The 14,369-nt window shown below is 69.8% G+C and carries 14 protein-coding genes; 8 read left to right on the top strand and 6 right to left on the bottom strand.

The genetic code is table 11. The features are described 5' to 3' along the window. Positions 1-61: 61 nt before the first annotated feature. The gene (locus POL25_RS24380) at positions 62-322 is read right to left on the bottom strand and encodes a hypothetical protein (RefSeq protein WP_272088553.1); all 261 of its coding nucleotides are present in this window, start codon (positions 320-322) and stop codon (positions 62-64) included. Between the two features lie 24 nt (positions 323-346). Here POL25_RS24380 and POL25_RS24375 point away from each other — a divergent pair, with 24 nt between their 5' ends. Continuing rightward, on the top strand, positions 347-1,009 hold the full coding sequence (locus tag POL25_RS24375) for a hypothetical protein (protein ID WP_272088552.1): 663 nt from the start codon (positions 347-349) through the stop codon (positions 1,007-1,009). A 58-nt stretch (positions 1,010-1,067) separates the two neighbouring features. Here the strand turns inward: POL25_RS24375 and POL25_RS24370 are convergent, their stop codons facing one another. The 4 genes from POL25_RS24370 to POL25_RS44515 all read right to left on the bottom strand — a co-directional run bounded on the left by POL25_RS24370 (position 1,068) and on the right by POL25_RS44515 (position 5,889). After that, complete coding sequence (locus POL25_RS24370; RefSeq protein ID WP_272088551.1) at positions 1,068-1,829, bottom strand: succinate dehydrogenase/fumarate reductase iron-sulfur subunit; 762 nt, start codon at positions 1,827-1,829, stop codon at positions 1,068-1,070. Between the two features lies 1 nt (position 1,830). Continuing rightward, positions 1,831-3,744 carry a fumarate reductase/succinate dehydrogenase flavoprotein subunit gene (locus POL25_RS24365; protein WP_272088550.1) on the bottom strand — a complete coding sequence of 638 codons (1,914 nt, stop codon included), beginning with the start codon at positions 3,742-3,744 and terminating at the stop codon, positions 1,831-1,833. Positions 3,745-3,767: 23 nt separating this feature from the next. Beyond that, on the bottom strand, positions 3,768-4,541 hold the full coding sequence (locus POL25_RS24360; protein ID WP_272088549.1) for a succinate dehydrogenase cytochrome b subunit: 774 nt from the start codon (positions 4,539-4,541) through the stop codon (positions 3,768-3,770). Between the two features lie 313 nt (positions 4,542-4,854). Continuing rightward, positions 4,855-5,889, bottom strand: coding sequence for an FHA domain-containing protein (locus tag POL25_RS44515; protein WP_272088548.1), 1,035 nt, complete (start codon positions 5,887-5,889; stop codon positions 4,855-4,857). 497 nt (positions 5,890-6,386) lie between these two features. Between POL25_RS44515 and POL25_RS24350 the strand changes: the two genes are divergently transcribed. The 7 genes from POL25_RS24350 (at position 6,387) to atpC (ending at position 12,859) form a co-directional block, all read left to right on the top strand. Beyond that, on the top strand, positions 6,387-6,848 hold the full coding sequence (locus POL25_RS24350) for a F0F1 ATP synthase subunit B (protein ID WP_272088547.1): 462 nt from the start codon (positions 6,387-6,389) through the stop codon (positions 6,846-6,848). Between the two features lie 2 nt (positions 6,849-6,850). Further along, a complete protein-coding gene (locus POL25_RS24345) occupies positions 6,851-7,549 on the top strand; it encodes a F0F1 ATP synthase subunit B (RefSeq protein ID WP_272088546.1) in 699 nt (232 codons plus the stop codon). Positions 7,550-7,607: 58 nt separating this feature from the next. After that, the gene (atpH, locus tag POL25_RS24340; RefSeq protein ID WP_272088545.1) at positions 7,608-8,159 is read left to right on the top strand and encodes an ATP synthase F1 subunit delta; all 552 of its coding nucleotides are present in this window, start codon (positions 7,608-7,610) and stop codon (positions 8,157-8,159) included. Between the two features lie 83 nt (positions 8,160-8,242). Further along, positions 8,243-9,781 (top strand): F0F1 ATP synthase subunit alpha, encoded by a 1,539-nt coding sequence (gene atpA, locus POL25_RS24335; RefSeq protein WP_272088544.1) that lies wholly within the window; start codon positions 8,243-8,245, stop codon positions 9,779-9,781. A 1-nt stretch (position 9,782) separates the two neighbouring features. Continuing rightward, positions 9,783-10,709, top strand: a complete 927-nt coding sequence (gene atpG / locus POL25_RS24330; protein WP_272088543.1) for an ATP synthase F1 subunit gamma — start codon at positions 9,783-9,785, stop codon at positions 10,707-10,709. Positions 10,710-10,784: 75 nt separating this feature from the next. Continuing rightward, complete coding sequence (gene atpD, locus POL25_RS24325; RefSeq protein ID WP_272088542.1) at positions 10,785-12,422, top strand: F0F1 ATP synthase subunit beta; 1,638 nt, start codon at positions 10,785-10,787, stop codon at positions 12,420-12,422. 17 nt (positions 12,423-12,439) lie between these two features. Continuing rightward, complete coding sequence (atpC, locus tag POL25_RS24320; protein WP_272088541.1) at positions 12,440-12,859, top strand: ATP synthase F1 subunit epsilon; 420 nt, start codon at positions 12,440-12,442, stop codon at positions 12,857-12,859. 532 nt (positions 12,860-13,391) lie between these two features. Here atpC and POL25_RS24315 read toward each other — a convergent pair. Beyond that, positions 13,392-14,255, bottom strand: a complete 864-nt coding sequence (locus tag POL25_RS24315; RefSeq protein WP_272088540.1) for a D-alanine--D-alanine ligase family protein — start codon at positions 14,253-14,255, stop codon at positions 13,392-13,394. Positions 14,256-14,369 lie beyond the last annotated feature (114 nt).

Raw genomic sequence — 14,369 nt, 5'->3', positions numbered from 1 at the left:
CGAGTAGGTCGGTGCGAGTCGCCCCGGTTTTGCAGCCGGCGCGAAAAATTGTTGCGGCGGTTCAAGGCGCGGGGGCGGCGCGGCGCGGGCGCAGGCGCAAGATGGCCTCGCGGGCCTCGTCGGGCGTCTTGCACCACACGGCGCCATGGCCAGCGCGCGACGACTCGACGCCGCGCTCACACTCGGGCAGGCCGTTGCGGACGATGTACTCGCCGAGGTGGACGAGGAAGTGACGCGCGGTGCCCTCGGCGTCCGGACCGTAGTAGTCCCAGTAGAAGATCGTCACCCGCGCGAGTGTGACGAAGACGCGCGCGAACGACAACCGGGGGCGTGGTAGCCTGGCCCCGTGCGCATCCATTGGCTTGAAACTGGGGTGGTCGCGGGCGCTGTCGTGCTGACGATGGCGTGCGGCGACAGCGGCGGTGATACGAACTCGGCCTCGAACTCGGGCAGCGCGAGCCAGGGTTCGAGCGAGGGCTCGGAGGCGACGAGCGATGGCTCGGAGTCGGCCTCGGAGTCGCAGAGCGCGCCGACCGACTCGGGCATGGGCGCGTCGGAGTCCGGCACGACCGACGTGAGCGGCAGCATGAGCGACAGCGAGACGCAGGGCGGCGGCGGCTCCGGCAACGAGACCGAGGGGATGTCCTCGGGGACAGGTCAGGAGAGCCAGGGCGGATCGGGCGGTTCGACCTCGACTTCGACCGGCGAGGTGCCGGGGACCACGGCGGAGCCGGTCGATTGCGAGGCGGCGGTGACGAAGGACGAGTGCGTGATGCTCGGCTGCCTGCCGATCGAGGGTCAGGCGTTCGAGTTCGACGGCGCGATCTGGTGCCTCAACGACCCCAAGAGCTTCCTCGGGTGCCTGCCGCAGATGATCTGCGACGACGCGATCACGACCGTGTGCAAGGGGCAGAACGTCTACCAGCTGCCGAGCGGGTGCTTCCCCGGCAGCTTCCAGGCCTGCGATCCGCCGCCGGACCCGGGCATGGACGGCTACCCCAGCTGCTGAAACGCGGACGCGGCCGTCGGGATGCCCGACGACCGCGCTTGTCGGCGAGGCGCCGAGATCAGTCGTTGGTGACCTGGGCCCGCATGTACTCGAGGTTGAGCAGCTCGATCGCGTCGAAGCTGATCTCCTTGGGGCAGGCCTCGGAGCACTCACGGTGGTTGGTGCAGGCGCCGAAGCCCTCGAGGTCCATCTGCTCGACCATGCGCAGCACGCGGCCGCGGCGCTCGACCTGGCCCTGCGGCAGCTTGACGAGGTGGCCGACCTTGGCGCCGGTGAACAGCATCGCCGAGGCGTTGGGGCAGGCGGCCACACAGGCGCCGCAGCCGATGCAGGCGGCGTAGTCCATCGCCTCGTCGGCGTTCTTCTTGCCGATCGGGGTGGCGTTGGCGTCGACGGTGACGCCGGTGTTGACGGACACGAAGCCGCCGGAGGCGACGATGCGGTCGAGCGAGTTGCGGTCGACCACCAGATCCTTGATCACCGGGAACGCCTTGGCGCGCCACGGCTCGATCGTGATGGTGTCGCCGTCCTTGTAGGTGCGCATGTGCAGCTGGCACGCGGTGGTGCCCTTGCGTGGCCCGTGCGGGCGGCCGTCGATCACCATCGAGCACGAGCCGCAGATGCCTTCGCGGCAGTCGTGATCGAACGCGACCGGGTCCTGGCCTTCCTTCGTCAGCTTGGCGTTGAGCACGTCGAGCATCTCGAGGAACGACATGTGCTCGTTCACACCCTCGAGCTTGTAGGTCTGCATCGACCCGGGCGTGTTGGCGCTCCGCTGGCGCCAGATCTGCAGGGTGAGGGTCATCGTCGTGTTCGACATATCAGGCGTAGCTCCGGGTCGCGAGCTTGACGTTCTTGAACTCGAGCGGCTCCTTGTGGAGGCGCGGCGCGCTGCCCTCGCCGGTGTACTCCCACACCGCGGCGTACGAGTAGTTGGCGTCGTCGCGCAGCGCCTCGCCGTCGGGCGACTGGTACTCCTCGCGGAAGTGGCCGCCGCACGACTCGTTGCGCTCGAGCGCGTCGAGGCACATCAGCTCGCCGAACTCGAGGAAATCGGCGACGCGGCCGGCCTTCTCGAGCCACGGGTTGAGCTCTTCGTTGACGCCGGGGACCGCGACGTCGGACCAGAAGCGCGACCGGATCTCCGGAATCTTCTGCAGCGCGATCTTGAGGCCGTCGGCCGTGCGGCCCATGCCGCAGTAGTCCCACATGACGAGGCCGAGCTCGCGGTGGAACTCGTCGACGGTGGTGCGGCCCTTGATGTTGAGCAGGCGGCTCGACTGCGCCTGCACGCTGGCGAGGCAGCGCTGGACCTCGGGGTGCTCGACGCCGATCTTCGGCAGCTTGGCCTGCGCGAGGTAGTTGCCGATCGTGTACGGGATGATGAAGTAGCCGTCGGCCAGGCCCTGCATCAGCGCGCTGGCGCCGAGGCGGTTGGCGCCGTGGTCGGAGAAGTTGGCCTCGCCGAGCACGTGCAGGCCGGGGATCGTGCTCATCAGGTCGTAGTCGACCCACAGCCCGCCCATCGTGTAGTGGACGGCGGGGAAGATCCGCATCGGCGTCTTGTAAGGATCTTCGCCGGTGATGCGCTCGTACATCTCGAACAGGTTGCCGTAGCGATCGGCGACGACGTTCTGTCCGAGGCGGCGGACCGCGTCGCCGAAGTCGAGGAACACGGCCATCTTGCTCGGGCCGACGCCGCGGCCCTCGTCGCACACGGCCTTGGCCGCGCGCGAGGCGACGTCGCGCGGCACGAGGTTGCCGAAGCTGGGGTAGCGGCGCTCGAGGTAGTAGTCGCGCTCGTCTTCGGGGATCTGGTCGGGGCGGCGGGCGTCGCCCTTCTGCTTGGGCACCCACACGCGGCCGTCGTTGCGCAGCGACTCGGACATCAGGGTGAGCTTCGACTGGTAGTCGCCGCTGACCGGGATGCAGGTCGGGTGGATCTGCGTGAAGCAGGGGTTGGCGAACCCGGCGCCGCGCTTGTGGGCGCGGTAGCTGGCGGTGACGTTGCTGCCCTTGGCGTTGGTCGACAGGTAGAAGACGTTGCCGTAGCCGCCGGTGGCCAGCACGACCGCGTCGCCGACCCACCCGCGCGTCTCGCCGGTGACGAGGTTGCGGGTGATGATGCCGCGGGCCACGCCGTCGATGACGACGAGGTCGAGCATCTCGTGGCGCGGGTACATCTTGACCTTGCCGAGGCCGATCTGGCGCTCGAGCGCCTGATAGGCGCCGAGCAGCAGCTGCTGGCCGGTCTGGCCGCGGGCGTAGAAGGTGCGCGAGACCTGGGCGCCGCCGAACGAGCGGTTGGCCAGCAGGCCGCCGTACTCGCGGGCGAACGGGACGCCCTGGGCGACGCACTGGTCGATGATGTTCACGCTGATCTGCGCCAGGCGGTAGACGTTGGCCTCGCGCGCGCGGAAGTCACCGCCCTTCACCGTGTCGTAGAACAGGCGGTAGATGCTGTCGCCGTCGTTCTGGTAGTTCTTGGCGGCGTTGATGCCGCCCTGGGCGGCGATGCTGTGGGCCCGCCGCGGGCTGTCCTGGAAGCAGAAGCAGTCGACGTTGTAGCCGAGCTCCGCGAGGCTGGCCGCCGCCGACGCGCCCGCGAGGCCGGTGCCGACCACGAGGATGTTGTACTTGCGCTTGTTGGCGGGGTTCACCAGCTTCATCTCGAAGCGGTGACGGTCCCACTTGCCCTCGATCGGGCCGTCCGGGATTTTGGCGTTGAGATCCATGGCGGTGCGGGGAGCGAGGCGCGTTAGAGGTGGAGGAGACCGGCCTGGACGGCGATCGGGAAGGAGAGGTTGCCGAGCACGACGACGGCGGCGATGGCCCGGCCGATGTTGATGTTGCGCTCGCGCGCGGCTGCCCCCTTGGACAGGCCGAGGGTGTGCAGCATGCTGGCGACCGCGTGGCTGAGGTGCATCGCCAGCAGCAGCTGGGCGACGATGTACGTGCCGGCGATCAGCGGGTTTTGGAACCCGCGGACGAACATGCTGTAGACGTCGTGGCGGACCAACTCCGCCGGCAGCTTGGCCAGCAGCTGCTCGTTGTCGTTGCGGACCCAGGTCTGGGAGGCGACGTCGAGGACCTCGTGCAGGTTGAAGTCGGCCGGGTTGGTGACGCCGACGGTGAAGTGCAGCAGGTGGTAGACGATGAACGCCAGGACCACGAGGCCGCTCAGCAGCATGAAGCGGGCGGCGCTGCTGGTGACGCGGTAGCGGCGGCCCACCGCGTACTCCTGGGGGCGGGCGGCGTTGTTGAGGCCCTTGAGGCGGATGGCCGCCAGCACGTGCAGCACGAGGCCGACGAGCAGCACGGAGCGCGCGCCCCACAGCAGCGCAGGCGTGCCCTTGAGGGTCTGCGCGTAGTGGTTCATGGTGTCGGGCCCGAGGTACACCTGCAGGTTGCCGAGCATGTGCACGACGAGGAACCCGACCAGGATCACGCCGGTCGTCGCCATGACGATCTTGGCGCCAATCGTGGATCGGGCGAGGGTGCTCAGGCGTCCGGGCCGCTTCGCGTCTGTCATGGATTTGTCCGGTTGAGGCCAGCTGGGCGACCAGGGACGGCGGCGCGGGGGCTGCGAGTCGCGCCCGCGGGAGGCGGGGGCGGTCGCGGAAGGCCGTTTCGGGCCTGGACGCAAACAGGCAGATAGCACAATCGCCCGGCGTTGGCTCCGTCGAAGCGCGGTCTGCGGTCGTGTGCATGCGCAAGCCCCAGCGCACCGCGCGGACCGCCGCCGCGAAACTGCGAGCGGACGCGTCGGCGCCGCAAAACGGGTGCGCCACGGCGAAATACGCCCGACTTCGCGCGACGCATCGGCGACCGCGGAGGGCGGTCCGTCAGTGCACGCGAATGCGCTCGGCCGGGGTCCAGCTCAGCTCGAAGTGGCCGAGCATGACCGGCTCGTTATGGCGAAGCCGGACGACGCTGTGCGAAGGGCCCTCGGTCTCGTGGCCGGGACGCACGCCGTTGGTGCTGGCGAGGTCGTAGACGAGGAGCGAGTTGGGGCCCTCCTCGGTGACGAGGGCGTGGACGCGGGACAGGTTGCGGCCGGAGCCGGCGAGCGAACAGCGATCGCTGTAGCGGCCGATGAGGAGGCCGCGCTGCAGCTGCTCGCTGTCGACCTCGAGCTCGCGCGAGGCCTCGGCGCCGCGCTGAGACTTGGACTTCAGGGAGCGCAGACGCAGGATGCCGCGCGGCTGCGGCCGGGCCTCGACGTCGATCGGGCGATAGCCGCCGATCTGGGCGACGCTGGGCTCGGCCATCGCCGAGATGGCGAGGCGAATGCCGCCGCCGTCGCGGTCGATGCCGGTGAGCCGCTGGAAGGCCTGATCGGTGGTGCCCTCGAGCAGCGAGAGGCCGGCAGGGCCGCCGGGCAGCACGACCAGGCCGGTACGGCCGAACGACAGGGCGACGTGGCCGAGCGCCGAGAAGCCGGGCACCCGCTTGCCGTCGGCGAGCACGATGCCGGCGCGACCGCCGAGGTCATAGCCCCGCAGACGCAGGGCTCCCTGGCCAGGCCACGCGGTGAGCAGGATGTGGCGCAGGCTGACGCGGGAATCGTGGGGGATAGATAGGGTGCAGCGGTTATGGCGGCCGAATACGAGGGCGTAAGGTAGGCTCTCGGGCCGGCGGATAGCGCGTTGGCCGACCGGAAAGCCGAGCTCGTTGGTGACGACGACCAGGGTGTCACCGGTCGGCGTGCTACGGACCATCTCGGCGACGACCCCGCGAGCCCGCCCGAATACGTCGATGAGGTCGATCGGCCGCGTGTCGCCGCGCAAATCGGCGTCGATGTCGCGATCACTCTCGTCGTCGTCCGCGGCCAGGGGGCTCATCGCGCGGTCGTACGGGTCGGGCCGTTTGCTGCTCACGGACCAGCAGCGTAAGCGACGGGGGCCGCGAGCGCTATGCAAATTGTCGCCGTCTGGCCGCTCAGGGGCCTGGCAGCGCAAGCAGGCGGGCGGAAACAGCCGAGCGGACGAGGCCCGTGAGGGGGGTCCGAGGTGCGCCGTCTCCGACGCCTGGCGCCCCGCATTTCTCACGTCCCGAAACGGTTTATGCGCACGATCGAGGCACGCGGCCAGACCTGTCCCAAGAGACGATTGAAAGGTCCGAGGAAGGCTCTAGCGCGGCTTGCAAGGCCCTGCGACGCGGCGCTCGCATGTGAGCTCGCGTCCGTTGACGACCCATATCTCGCGTGGTAGATGCCCGCCGCTTCTCGGATCTGCCAGCGGCTTGCCAAAAGCCGCCGGATTCTCTCGGGCCGAAGGACTTGCGGCCCCCCGGTGGCCCCGGCCGCGCCTGAGCCACCGCATCGCCCGCCTGCCTCTCGGCCCGCGGACGGCCCCCCGAAAAAGCTCACGGCCCCATGCACGCAACTCTCCTCGCCGCAGCAGCCGCTCCCGTCGTCGACATCGACGGCACGATCTTCATCCAGGCCGGCATCTTCCTCCTGTTGATGGCGATCCTCTATCCGCTGTTGTTCAAGCCGTGGCTGGCGACTCAGGCCCGGCGCGAGCAGGCGATCACCGGCACGACGGCGGCGGCGACGGACCTCCGCACCCGCGCCGACGAGGAGGGTCGCCGTTACGAGAGCCGCCTGGCCGAGGCCCGCGCCCGCGCCGCCGGGATCCGCTCCGAGGCGGTCAAGGGCAGCGAGTCCGAGCGTCAGCGCCAGCTCGCCGAGGCGCGCGCCGCCGCGGGCAGCGAGTCCGAGGCGCAGCGCGAGCGGCTCAACAGCGAGGCCGAAGCGGCCCGCACCACCCTGGCGACCCGGGTCGAGGAGCTCGCCCAGGACATCGCCACCAAGCTGCTGGGAAGGACGGTGTGACCATGCGTCGCGCGCTTCATCGGGTTCATGGGCTCACCAGCCTCGTCGTCGGCTCGTTCATCTGTCTGATCGGGCAGGTGGCGTCGGCCTCGCCGGCCGGTCACGAGCCGGTTGGTCACAACGCCACCGAGGCCGCCTCCGAGGCGGTCCAGGCCTCCGAGCACGTGGTCCATCACCACGGGATCACCTGGTTCAACTGGCCCAACGCCGAGGACCACCGCGTCGGCCTGGCGTACCTGCTGATCAACTTCCTGGTGCTGGCGTTCCTGCTGCACCGGCTGATCATTCGCAAGCTGGTGGCCGACAACGCCGCGCGCCACGAGGCGATCAAGACCCAGGTCACCGCGGCGCAGCAGGCGATGAACGAGGCCGAGTCGGTGCTCTCGGAGTACAAGCGGCGGGTCGACCACCTCGACCAGGAGACGCGCGAGATCCTCGAGCAGGCCCGCGTCGGCGCCGAGAGCGACCGCCAGCGGCTGATGACCGAGGCGCGCGCCGAGGTCGAACGCTTCAAGGCGCAGGCGCTGTCGGCGGCGCAGCGCGAGGTCGCGGTGCGCAAGCAGGCGGTCGAGAACGAAGTCCTCGACCGCGCGATCACCCGGGCCGAGGAGATCCTGCGCGCCCGCTTCACCGACGCGGATCAGTCCCGCCTGGTCGACGACTACGCGGTCGAGGTCGTGAACGGCCGCCCGGCTGCCTGAGCCGCACTTTTCTCGGCCTACGGGCCCCGACACCGAAACCCCTCCAGGACGAGCTCTCATGATCCCCGGCAGCCTTGCCCGTCGTTACGCCCGCGCGCTCCTCCAGCTCGCGGACACGCCGATCCAGCGCGAGATCTTCGGCCGCGACATCGCCAGCTTCGTCCGCGTCGCCACGGCCAGCGAGCCCGGCAAGCCCTCGCTGCTGTCGGTGCTCGAGTCGGGCGCGTTCCTGGTGCCCGAGCGCCGCGCGGTGCTGCAGAAGGTGCTCGAGCGGATGTCGCTCGACGCGATCGTCGGCAAGTTCCTGCTGTTCGTGTTCGACCGCGGCCGCATCACCGGCGTGTCGCAGATGGCCCGGCAGTACGCCGAGATGTCGGACGCGCTGTCCGGGCGCGTGCACGCCAAGCTGACCTCGGCGCGGCCGCTTCCTGCTGACGCGGTCAACAAGATCAAGGCCGCGCTCGAGCGCGCCACCGGCAAGACCATCCTCCTCGAGTCCGCCGTCGACCCCGAGCTCATCGGCGGCGTCGTCACCCAGGTCGGCAGCGTCGTCTACGACGGCAGCCTGAAGACCCAGCTCGGCAACCTCCGTTCCTCCCTCCGCGGCTAGCCTCCGGCTTCTCCCGCGTCCACGTCACCCCATCGATCCCAACTTCAGGTCCTGCCGCCCAGGGCGGACCGCGCGAGCGCACCATGGATATCAGAGCCGACGAGATCAGCCGCATCATCAAGGAGCAGATCCAGGGCTACGAGACCAAGGTCTCCGTCGAGGAGACCGGCACCGTCCTGACGGTGGGCGACGGCATCGCCCGCGTGTACGGCCTCGACCAGGCGATGGCCGGCGAGCTGCTCGAGTTCCCCCACGGCGTGAAGGGCATGATCCTGAACCTCGAGGAGGGCAACGTCGGCGTCGCGCTCCTCGGCAACGACCAGCTCATCAAAGAGGGCGACGTCGTCAAGCGCACCAAGCAGATCATGAGCGTGCCGGTCGGCGACGCGCTGATCGGCCGCGTGGTCAACTCGATCGGCGAGCCGATCGACGGCGGGGCGCCGCTCACCGGCGTCGAGATGAAGGTGGTCGAGGTCAAGGCGCCCGGCATCATCACCCGCAAGTCGGTGCACGAGCCGATGCAGACCGGCCTCAAGGCCATCGACTCGATGATCCCGATCGGCCGCGGTCAGCGCGAGCTCATCATCGGCGACCGCCAGACCGGCAAGACCGCGATCGCGATCGACACGATCATCAACCAGCGCGGTCAGAACATGATCTGCGTGTACGTGGCGATCGGTCAGAAGCAGTCGACCGTCGCCATGGTGGTCGACCGTCTGCGCCGCGAGGGCGCGATGGAATACACCATCGTCGTCGCCGCGACCGCGTCGGAGTCGGCGCCGCTGCAGTTCCTGGCGCCGTACACCGGCGTCACCATGGGCGAGTTCTTCCGCGACCGCGGCGGCCACGCCCTGCTGGTCTACGACGACCTCTCGAAGCAGGCCGTCGCGTACCGCCAGCTGTCGCTGCTCCTGCGCCGCCCGCCGGGCCGCGAGGCGTACCCGGGCGACGTGTTCTACCTCCACAGCCGCCTGCTCGAGCGCGCGTGCAAGCTGTCGGAGGCCGAGGGCGCGGGCTCGCTGACGGCGCTGCCGATCATCGAGACCCAGGCCGGTGACGTGTCGGCGTACATCCCGACCAACGTCATCTCGATCACCGACGGCCAGATCTTCCTCGAGAACAGCCTGTTCCACCAGGGCATCCGCCCCGCGGTGAACGTCGGCATCTCGGTGTCGCGCGTCGGCGGTGCGGCCCAGGTCCCGGCGATGCGCCGCTACGCCGGCCCGCTGCGCCTCTACCTCGCGCAGTACCGCGAGCTGGCCGCGTTCTCGCAGTTCGCGTCCGACCTCGACAAGGCCACGCGCGACACCCTGGCCCGCGGCCAGCGGCTCACCGAGCTGCTCAAGCAGGACCAGTACCAGCCGCTCTCGGTCGCCCAGCAGGTCATCTCGATCTTCGCCGGCACCCGCGGTCACCTCGACGAGCTCGAGCTGACCGAGGTCCGCGACTTCGAGCGCAAGCTGCACGCGTGGCTCAAGGAGAGCCGCGCCGACGTCATCGACGCCGCCAACAAGGCCTCGAGCAAGACGGAGCTGGTCGAGCTCGACAACCTGCTCGACCAGGCGATCAAGACCTTCAAGGCCGAGTACCTCCGCGACCCCGCGCGCAAGCAGAAGGCATGACATGGCCAACCTGAAGGAGATCCGAAGCCGGATCACGTCGGTCAAGAACACGCGCAAGATCACCTCGGCGATGAGCCGAATCGCCGCGGCGCGCCTGATCAAGGCGCAGCAGGCGGCGATGGGGGCGCGGCCGTACGGCGAGCGTCTCGACCAGGTGGTCGGCTCGCTGGTCGCCAGCCTCGGCGGCGGCGAGGGCGAGGGCGAGGCCGGCGAGGCCGGCGCAGCGCACCCGCTGCTGCTCAAGCGCAGCGGCAACGGTCGCGTGGTGATCGTGCACATCACCGCCGATCGCGGCCTCGCGGGCGGCTTCAACGCCAACCTCAACCGCGCCGTGGGCACCTTCATCCGCAAGGAGCGCGAGGCCGGCAACGACGTCGTGCTGCTGACGGTGGGCAAGAAGGGCCGCGGGTTCTTCCAGCACAGCGGACAGAAGCTCGTCCGTCACCACGACGCGCCGACGCTGGCCGACCTGGTGGTCAAGGCCAAGATGGTCGCGGCCGAGGTCATGGCGATGTTCACCGGCGGCAAGGAAGGCGGCGACACCGACCTGCCGCAGGTCGACAAGGTGTACTTCGCCTACAACTACTTCAAGAACGTGCTGACGCAGCTGCCGAAGATCGAGCAGCTGCTGCCGTTCGAGTCGCGCGAAGTCGTGAACGACGAGCGCGTGTTGCCGGTGCTCGAGCCGGGGCGCGACGCGCTGCTCGGGCACCTGCTGCCGATCGCCGTCGAGTCGCGGCTGCAGCAGGCGTTCTTCAACTCGGTCGCCGGCGAGATCGCCGCCCGTCGCACCGCGATGGACTCGGCGTCCGACAACGCGACCCAGCTCATCCGCGAGCTGACGCTGTTCTACAACCGCGAGCGCCAGGCCGCGATCACCAAGGAACTCCTGGAGATCATCGGCGGCGCCGAGGCCCTCAAGGGCTAGACGGGCCACACGGTCCGAGCGCCTCTCGATTTCCCGCCAGTCTTCTCGGCCCGTAGGGCCGCCTTCCGGAGCACCATGTCGAATCTGCCGCCTCCGCCGTCCAACCCGCCGTCCAACCCCCTGGGTAAGGCCAGCATCTTCAACACCCCCGCGTCCTTCCTCGGCGGCGCCAAGCCGGCGAGCGGCACTCCGCCGCAGAGCGCGACGCCCGGCGTCAACACCGGCAAGATCACGCAGGTCATCGGCCCCGTGGTCGACGTCGAGTTCTCCGGAGCGCTGCCCGAGGTGACCACCGCGCTGAGGGTCACCAACCCGCGCATCAACGACGGCGTCGACAACCTCACCCTCGAGGTCGCGCAGCACCTCGGTGAGCGCACGGTGCGGACGATCGCCATGGACACCACCGACGGCCTGGTCCGCGGCATGGAAGTCCGCGACACCGGCAAGCCGATCATGATGCCGGTCGGCAAGGGCGTGCTGGGCCGCATCATGAACGTCACCGGCGACCCGGTCGACGAGCAGGGCCCGATCGACGCCACCGAGTTCCGCCCGATCCACCGCGCCGCTCCGCCGTTCACCGAGCAGAGCACCAAGGCCGAGGTGTTGGTCACCGGCATCAAGGTCATCGACCTGCTCGCGCCGTATCGTCGCGGCGGCAAGATCGGCCTGTTCGGCGGCGCCGGCGTCGGCAAGACGGTGCTCCTGATGGAGCTCATCAACAACGTCGGCAAGAAGTTCGGCGGCTACTCGGTGTTCGCCGGCGTCGGCGAGCGCACCCGCGAGGGCAACGACCTTTACTTCGAGATGATGGAGTCCGACGTCATCAAGGCCGACTGGGACCACAGGACCCGCAAGGTCCACAAGGTCGACAGCGAGCAGAGCAAGGTCGCGCTGGTCTACGGCCAGATGAACGAGCCCCCGGGCGCGCGCGCTCGCGTGGCCCTCAGCGCCCTGGCCCAGGCGGAGTACTTCCGCGACGAGATGGGCCAGGACCTGATGCTCTTCATCGACAACATCTTCCGCTTCACGCAGGCGGGCTCCGAGGTGTCGGCGCTGCTCGGTCGTATCCCCAGCGCGGTCGGTTACCAGCCGACGCTGGCGACCGAGATGGGCGGCCTCCAGGAGCGCATCACGACCACCAGCAAGGGCTCGATCACCTCGGTGCAGGCGATCTACGTGCCCGCGGACGACCTCACCGACCCAGCGCCGGCGACCGCGTTCACCCACCTCGACGCGACCACGGTGCTCAGCCGCGCGCTGACCGAGATCGGCATCTATCCGGCCGTCGACCCGCTCGACTCGACGAGCACGGTCCTCACCCCCGAGGTCGTCGGCAAGGATCACTACGAGACCGCGCGCCGGGTCCAGCAGATCCTCCAGAAGTACAAGGAGCTGCAGGACATCATCAAGATCCTCGGCATGGACGAGCTCTCGGAAGAGGACAAACTCACCGTCGCCCGCGCGCGCAAGATCCAGAAGTTCCTCAGCCAGCAGTTCGACGTCGCCAAGGTGTTCACCGGCAACGACGGCGTCCAGGTCGAGCTCGCGGACACGATCCAGAGCTTCCGCGAGATCGTCGAGGGCAAGCACGACGCGCTGCCCGAGGACGCCTTCTACATGGTCGGCGGCATCAGCGACGCGATCGCCAAGGCCAAGCGCCTGGCCGAGGAAGAGGCCAAGAAGGCCGAGGCCGCGCGGAAAGCCGCCGGCTGAGCCGGGAGTCCACCGTCATGGCCGACACCACCATCCAGCTCGACATCCTCACGCCGCTGGGCCCCAAGCGCCACGGCGTGGTGGTGCCCGGGGTCGAAGTCCCCGGCCTCCTCGGCGAGCTCGGCGTCCTGCCCGAGCACGTTCCGTTCATCACGCCGGTCGTCCCGGGCGTGGTCCGCTTCCGTGACGGCGGCGAGTCGGTCCGGATCGCCGTCGGCGCCGGCTTCCTCGAGGTCACCCGCGACAACCGGGTGGTCATCCTCGTCGAGCGCGCGCTCGAGGTGTCCGAGATCGACGCCAACAAGGCGCGCGAGGACCTCAAGCGGGTCTCGGCCGAGCTGTCGCACGAGCTCGGCTCGATCGACGCGGCCGAGCACCGCAAGTTGGTCACCGAGCAAGGTTGGCTCGAGGCCCAGATCCGCGCGACCCAGCCCTGAAGGGCCCACGAGGCCGCGAGAGACCGCGCGCGAGGTGACTCGCCGCGGTCTTTCTCTTTGGGTCCGCGTGCGTGCGTCGGCAGTGGCCCCGCAGCGAGCCGTCGAGGGGCGAACGCCTGGTCCGCCCAAACTTCGCCGACGATCCGTTCACCACGTCGGCGTCGCAGCTCGGCGGGCTGGCCGGGCGCATCGTGTGCGGTCGTCGGTGCACGAGAGTCACTGCGGTGGCGGACGTTTCCAGGAGCCCGACCGTCGTGGCCCACACAGCCGACGAAGTGCGGCGATGAGAGCGAGCCTGGCTCGTTACCCGACGGGAGCCAGGCGGAAGGACGAGCGACGAGCCGCTGCGCCCTCAGGACCCCACTGGCGCGCATGCCGGGCTGCTTGGCGAAGCTGGCAGGTCGTCTCGCCTGCGCGAGGAGCGAAAAGCACTCGGACCTGCCGCCGGACCTGAGGGACAGGTCTTCGGGGGCAGGTCCGTTGTGACAGGTCTGAAGGGACAGGTCCCGGAGAGCAGGTCCCCGGGGACAGCTCACTGCAGCGGCACGGTCGGCGCCTCGACCATCGGCGCGGGGGCGCGGCGGACGGTGGGCTCCGGGGTGACGCGCTCGGGCAGGTCGACCAGCCCGCGCAGGAGCTCCTGGACGAGCGCCTCGTAGCGCAGGCCCGCGGCGTGGGCGACCCGGGCGACCACGCCGGAGCGGCGCAGGTCGGGGCAGGGCTCGGCCTCGAGGATGACCTCGTTGTGGCGGGGGTGGACCAGGATGTCGACGCGCGCGGCCCCGCGGACCAGGCCGAGCGCGCGGGTGGCGTGCTCGGCGAGGTTGCCGATGCCCTTGAGCTGACTGCGGGTGAGGCCCGGGGGGCAAGTCATGGCGCGGATCTGCGCCAGATCGCCGGCCTCGCGCACGACCTCCATGGTCCCCAGGACCTTGCCGTGCAGCAGCACGACCTGGACTTCGCGGCCGATCACGGCCCGCTCGAGCAGGAACTCCCCGGCATCGTCCCGCGCGGCCGCGCTGGCGTCGGCGATCGCGTCGGCGTCGGCGAGCAGGCGGACCCCGGCTGCGTGGCTGCCGCGGCGGGGCTTGAGCACGCACGGCCAGCCGAGCATGCCGATGTCGTGGCGGCTCGGCGGCTCGGCGCCGCCGAGGGCCAGCGTCGTCGGGACCGGGAGGCTGTGGTAGGCCAAGATCTGGCGCGCGCGCAGCTTGTCGTAGGCGAGCCCGGCGACCTGCGCCGAGGGGCCGACGAACGGGATCTTGCGCAGCTCGAGGAGGGCCTGGATCCGGCCGAGCCCGCCGGCGAGGCCGTGGGTGGCGAGCAAGCAGGCGCGCAGGCGGGTCCGCCGCAGGGTGACGTCGAGCGCGTCGTCGGCGGTCAGCGAGACGGGCACGAGGCCGAGCCCGCCCAGCGCTTCCGCAAGATCGCTGCCACTTTCGCGGTCGATTTGGCTATCATTGTCCGCGCCCACCGATCGAGCGGTGGCGGTCGAGATCAGGACGCCGAC

The sequence above is a fragment of the Nannocystis bainbridge genome (assembly GCF_028368995.1).
Classification (GTDB): domain Bacteria; phylum Myxococcota_A; class Polyangia; order Nannocystales; family Nannocystaceae; genus Nannocystis; species Nannocystis bainbridge.
The sequence above is the reverse complement of the archived record's forward strand: the minus strand, read 5'-3'. Positions and strand labels throughout refer to the sequence as shown.

What these genes read in the sequence shown, in the direction of transcription:
- POL25_RS24370 (WP_272088551.1), bottom strand. Translation starts at nt 1,829, where the DNA reads ATGTCGAACACGACGATGACCCTCACCCTGCAGATCTGGCGCCAGCGG.
- POL25_RS24365 (WP_272088550.1), bottom strand. Translation starts at nt 3,744, where the DNA reads ATGGATCTCAACGCCAAAATCCCGGACGGCCCGATCGAGGGCAAGTGG.
- POL25_RS24360 (WP_272088549.1), bottom strand. Translation starts at nt 4,541, where the DNA reads ATGACAGACGCGAAGCGGCCCGGACGCCTGAGCACCCTCGCCCGATCC.
- POL25_RS24350 (WP_272088547.1), top strand. Translation starts at nt 6,387, where the DNA reads ATGCACGCAACTCTCCTCGCCGCAGCAGCCGCTCCCGTCGTCGACATC.
- POL25_RS24345 (WP_272088546.1), top strand. Translation starts at nt 6,851, where the DNA reads ATGCGTCGCGCGCTTCATCGGGTTCATGGGCTCACCAGCCTCGTCGTC.
- atpH (WP_272088545.1), top strand. Translation starts at nt 7,608, where the DNA reads ATGATCCCCGGCAGCCTTGCCCGTCGTTACGCCCGCGCGCTCCTCCAG.
- atpA (WP_272088544.1), top strand. Translation starts at nt 8,243, where the DNA reads ATGGATATCAGAGCCGACGAGATCAGCCGCATCATCAAGGAGCAGATC.
- atpG (WP_272088543.1), top strand. Translation starts at nt 9,783, where the DNA reads ATGGCCAACCTGAAGGAGATCCGAAGCCGGATCACGTCGGTCAAGAAC.
- atpD (WP_272088542.1), top strand. Translation starts at nt 10,785, where the DNA reads ATGTCGAATCTGCCGCCTCCGCCGTCCAACCCGCCGTCCAACCCCCTG.
- atpC (WP_272088541.1), top strand. Translation starts at nt 12,440, where the DNA reads ATGGCCGACACCACCATCCAGCTCGACATCCTCACGCCGCTGGGCCCC.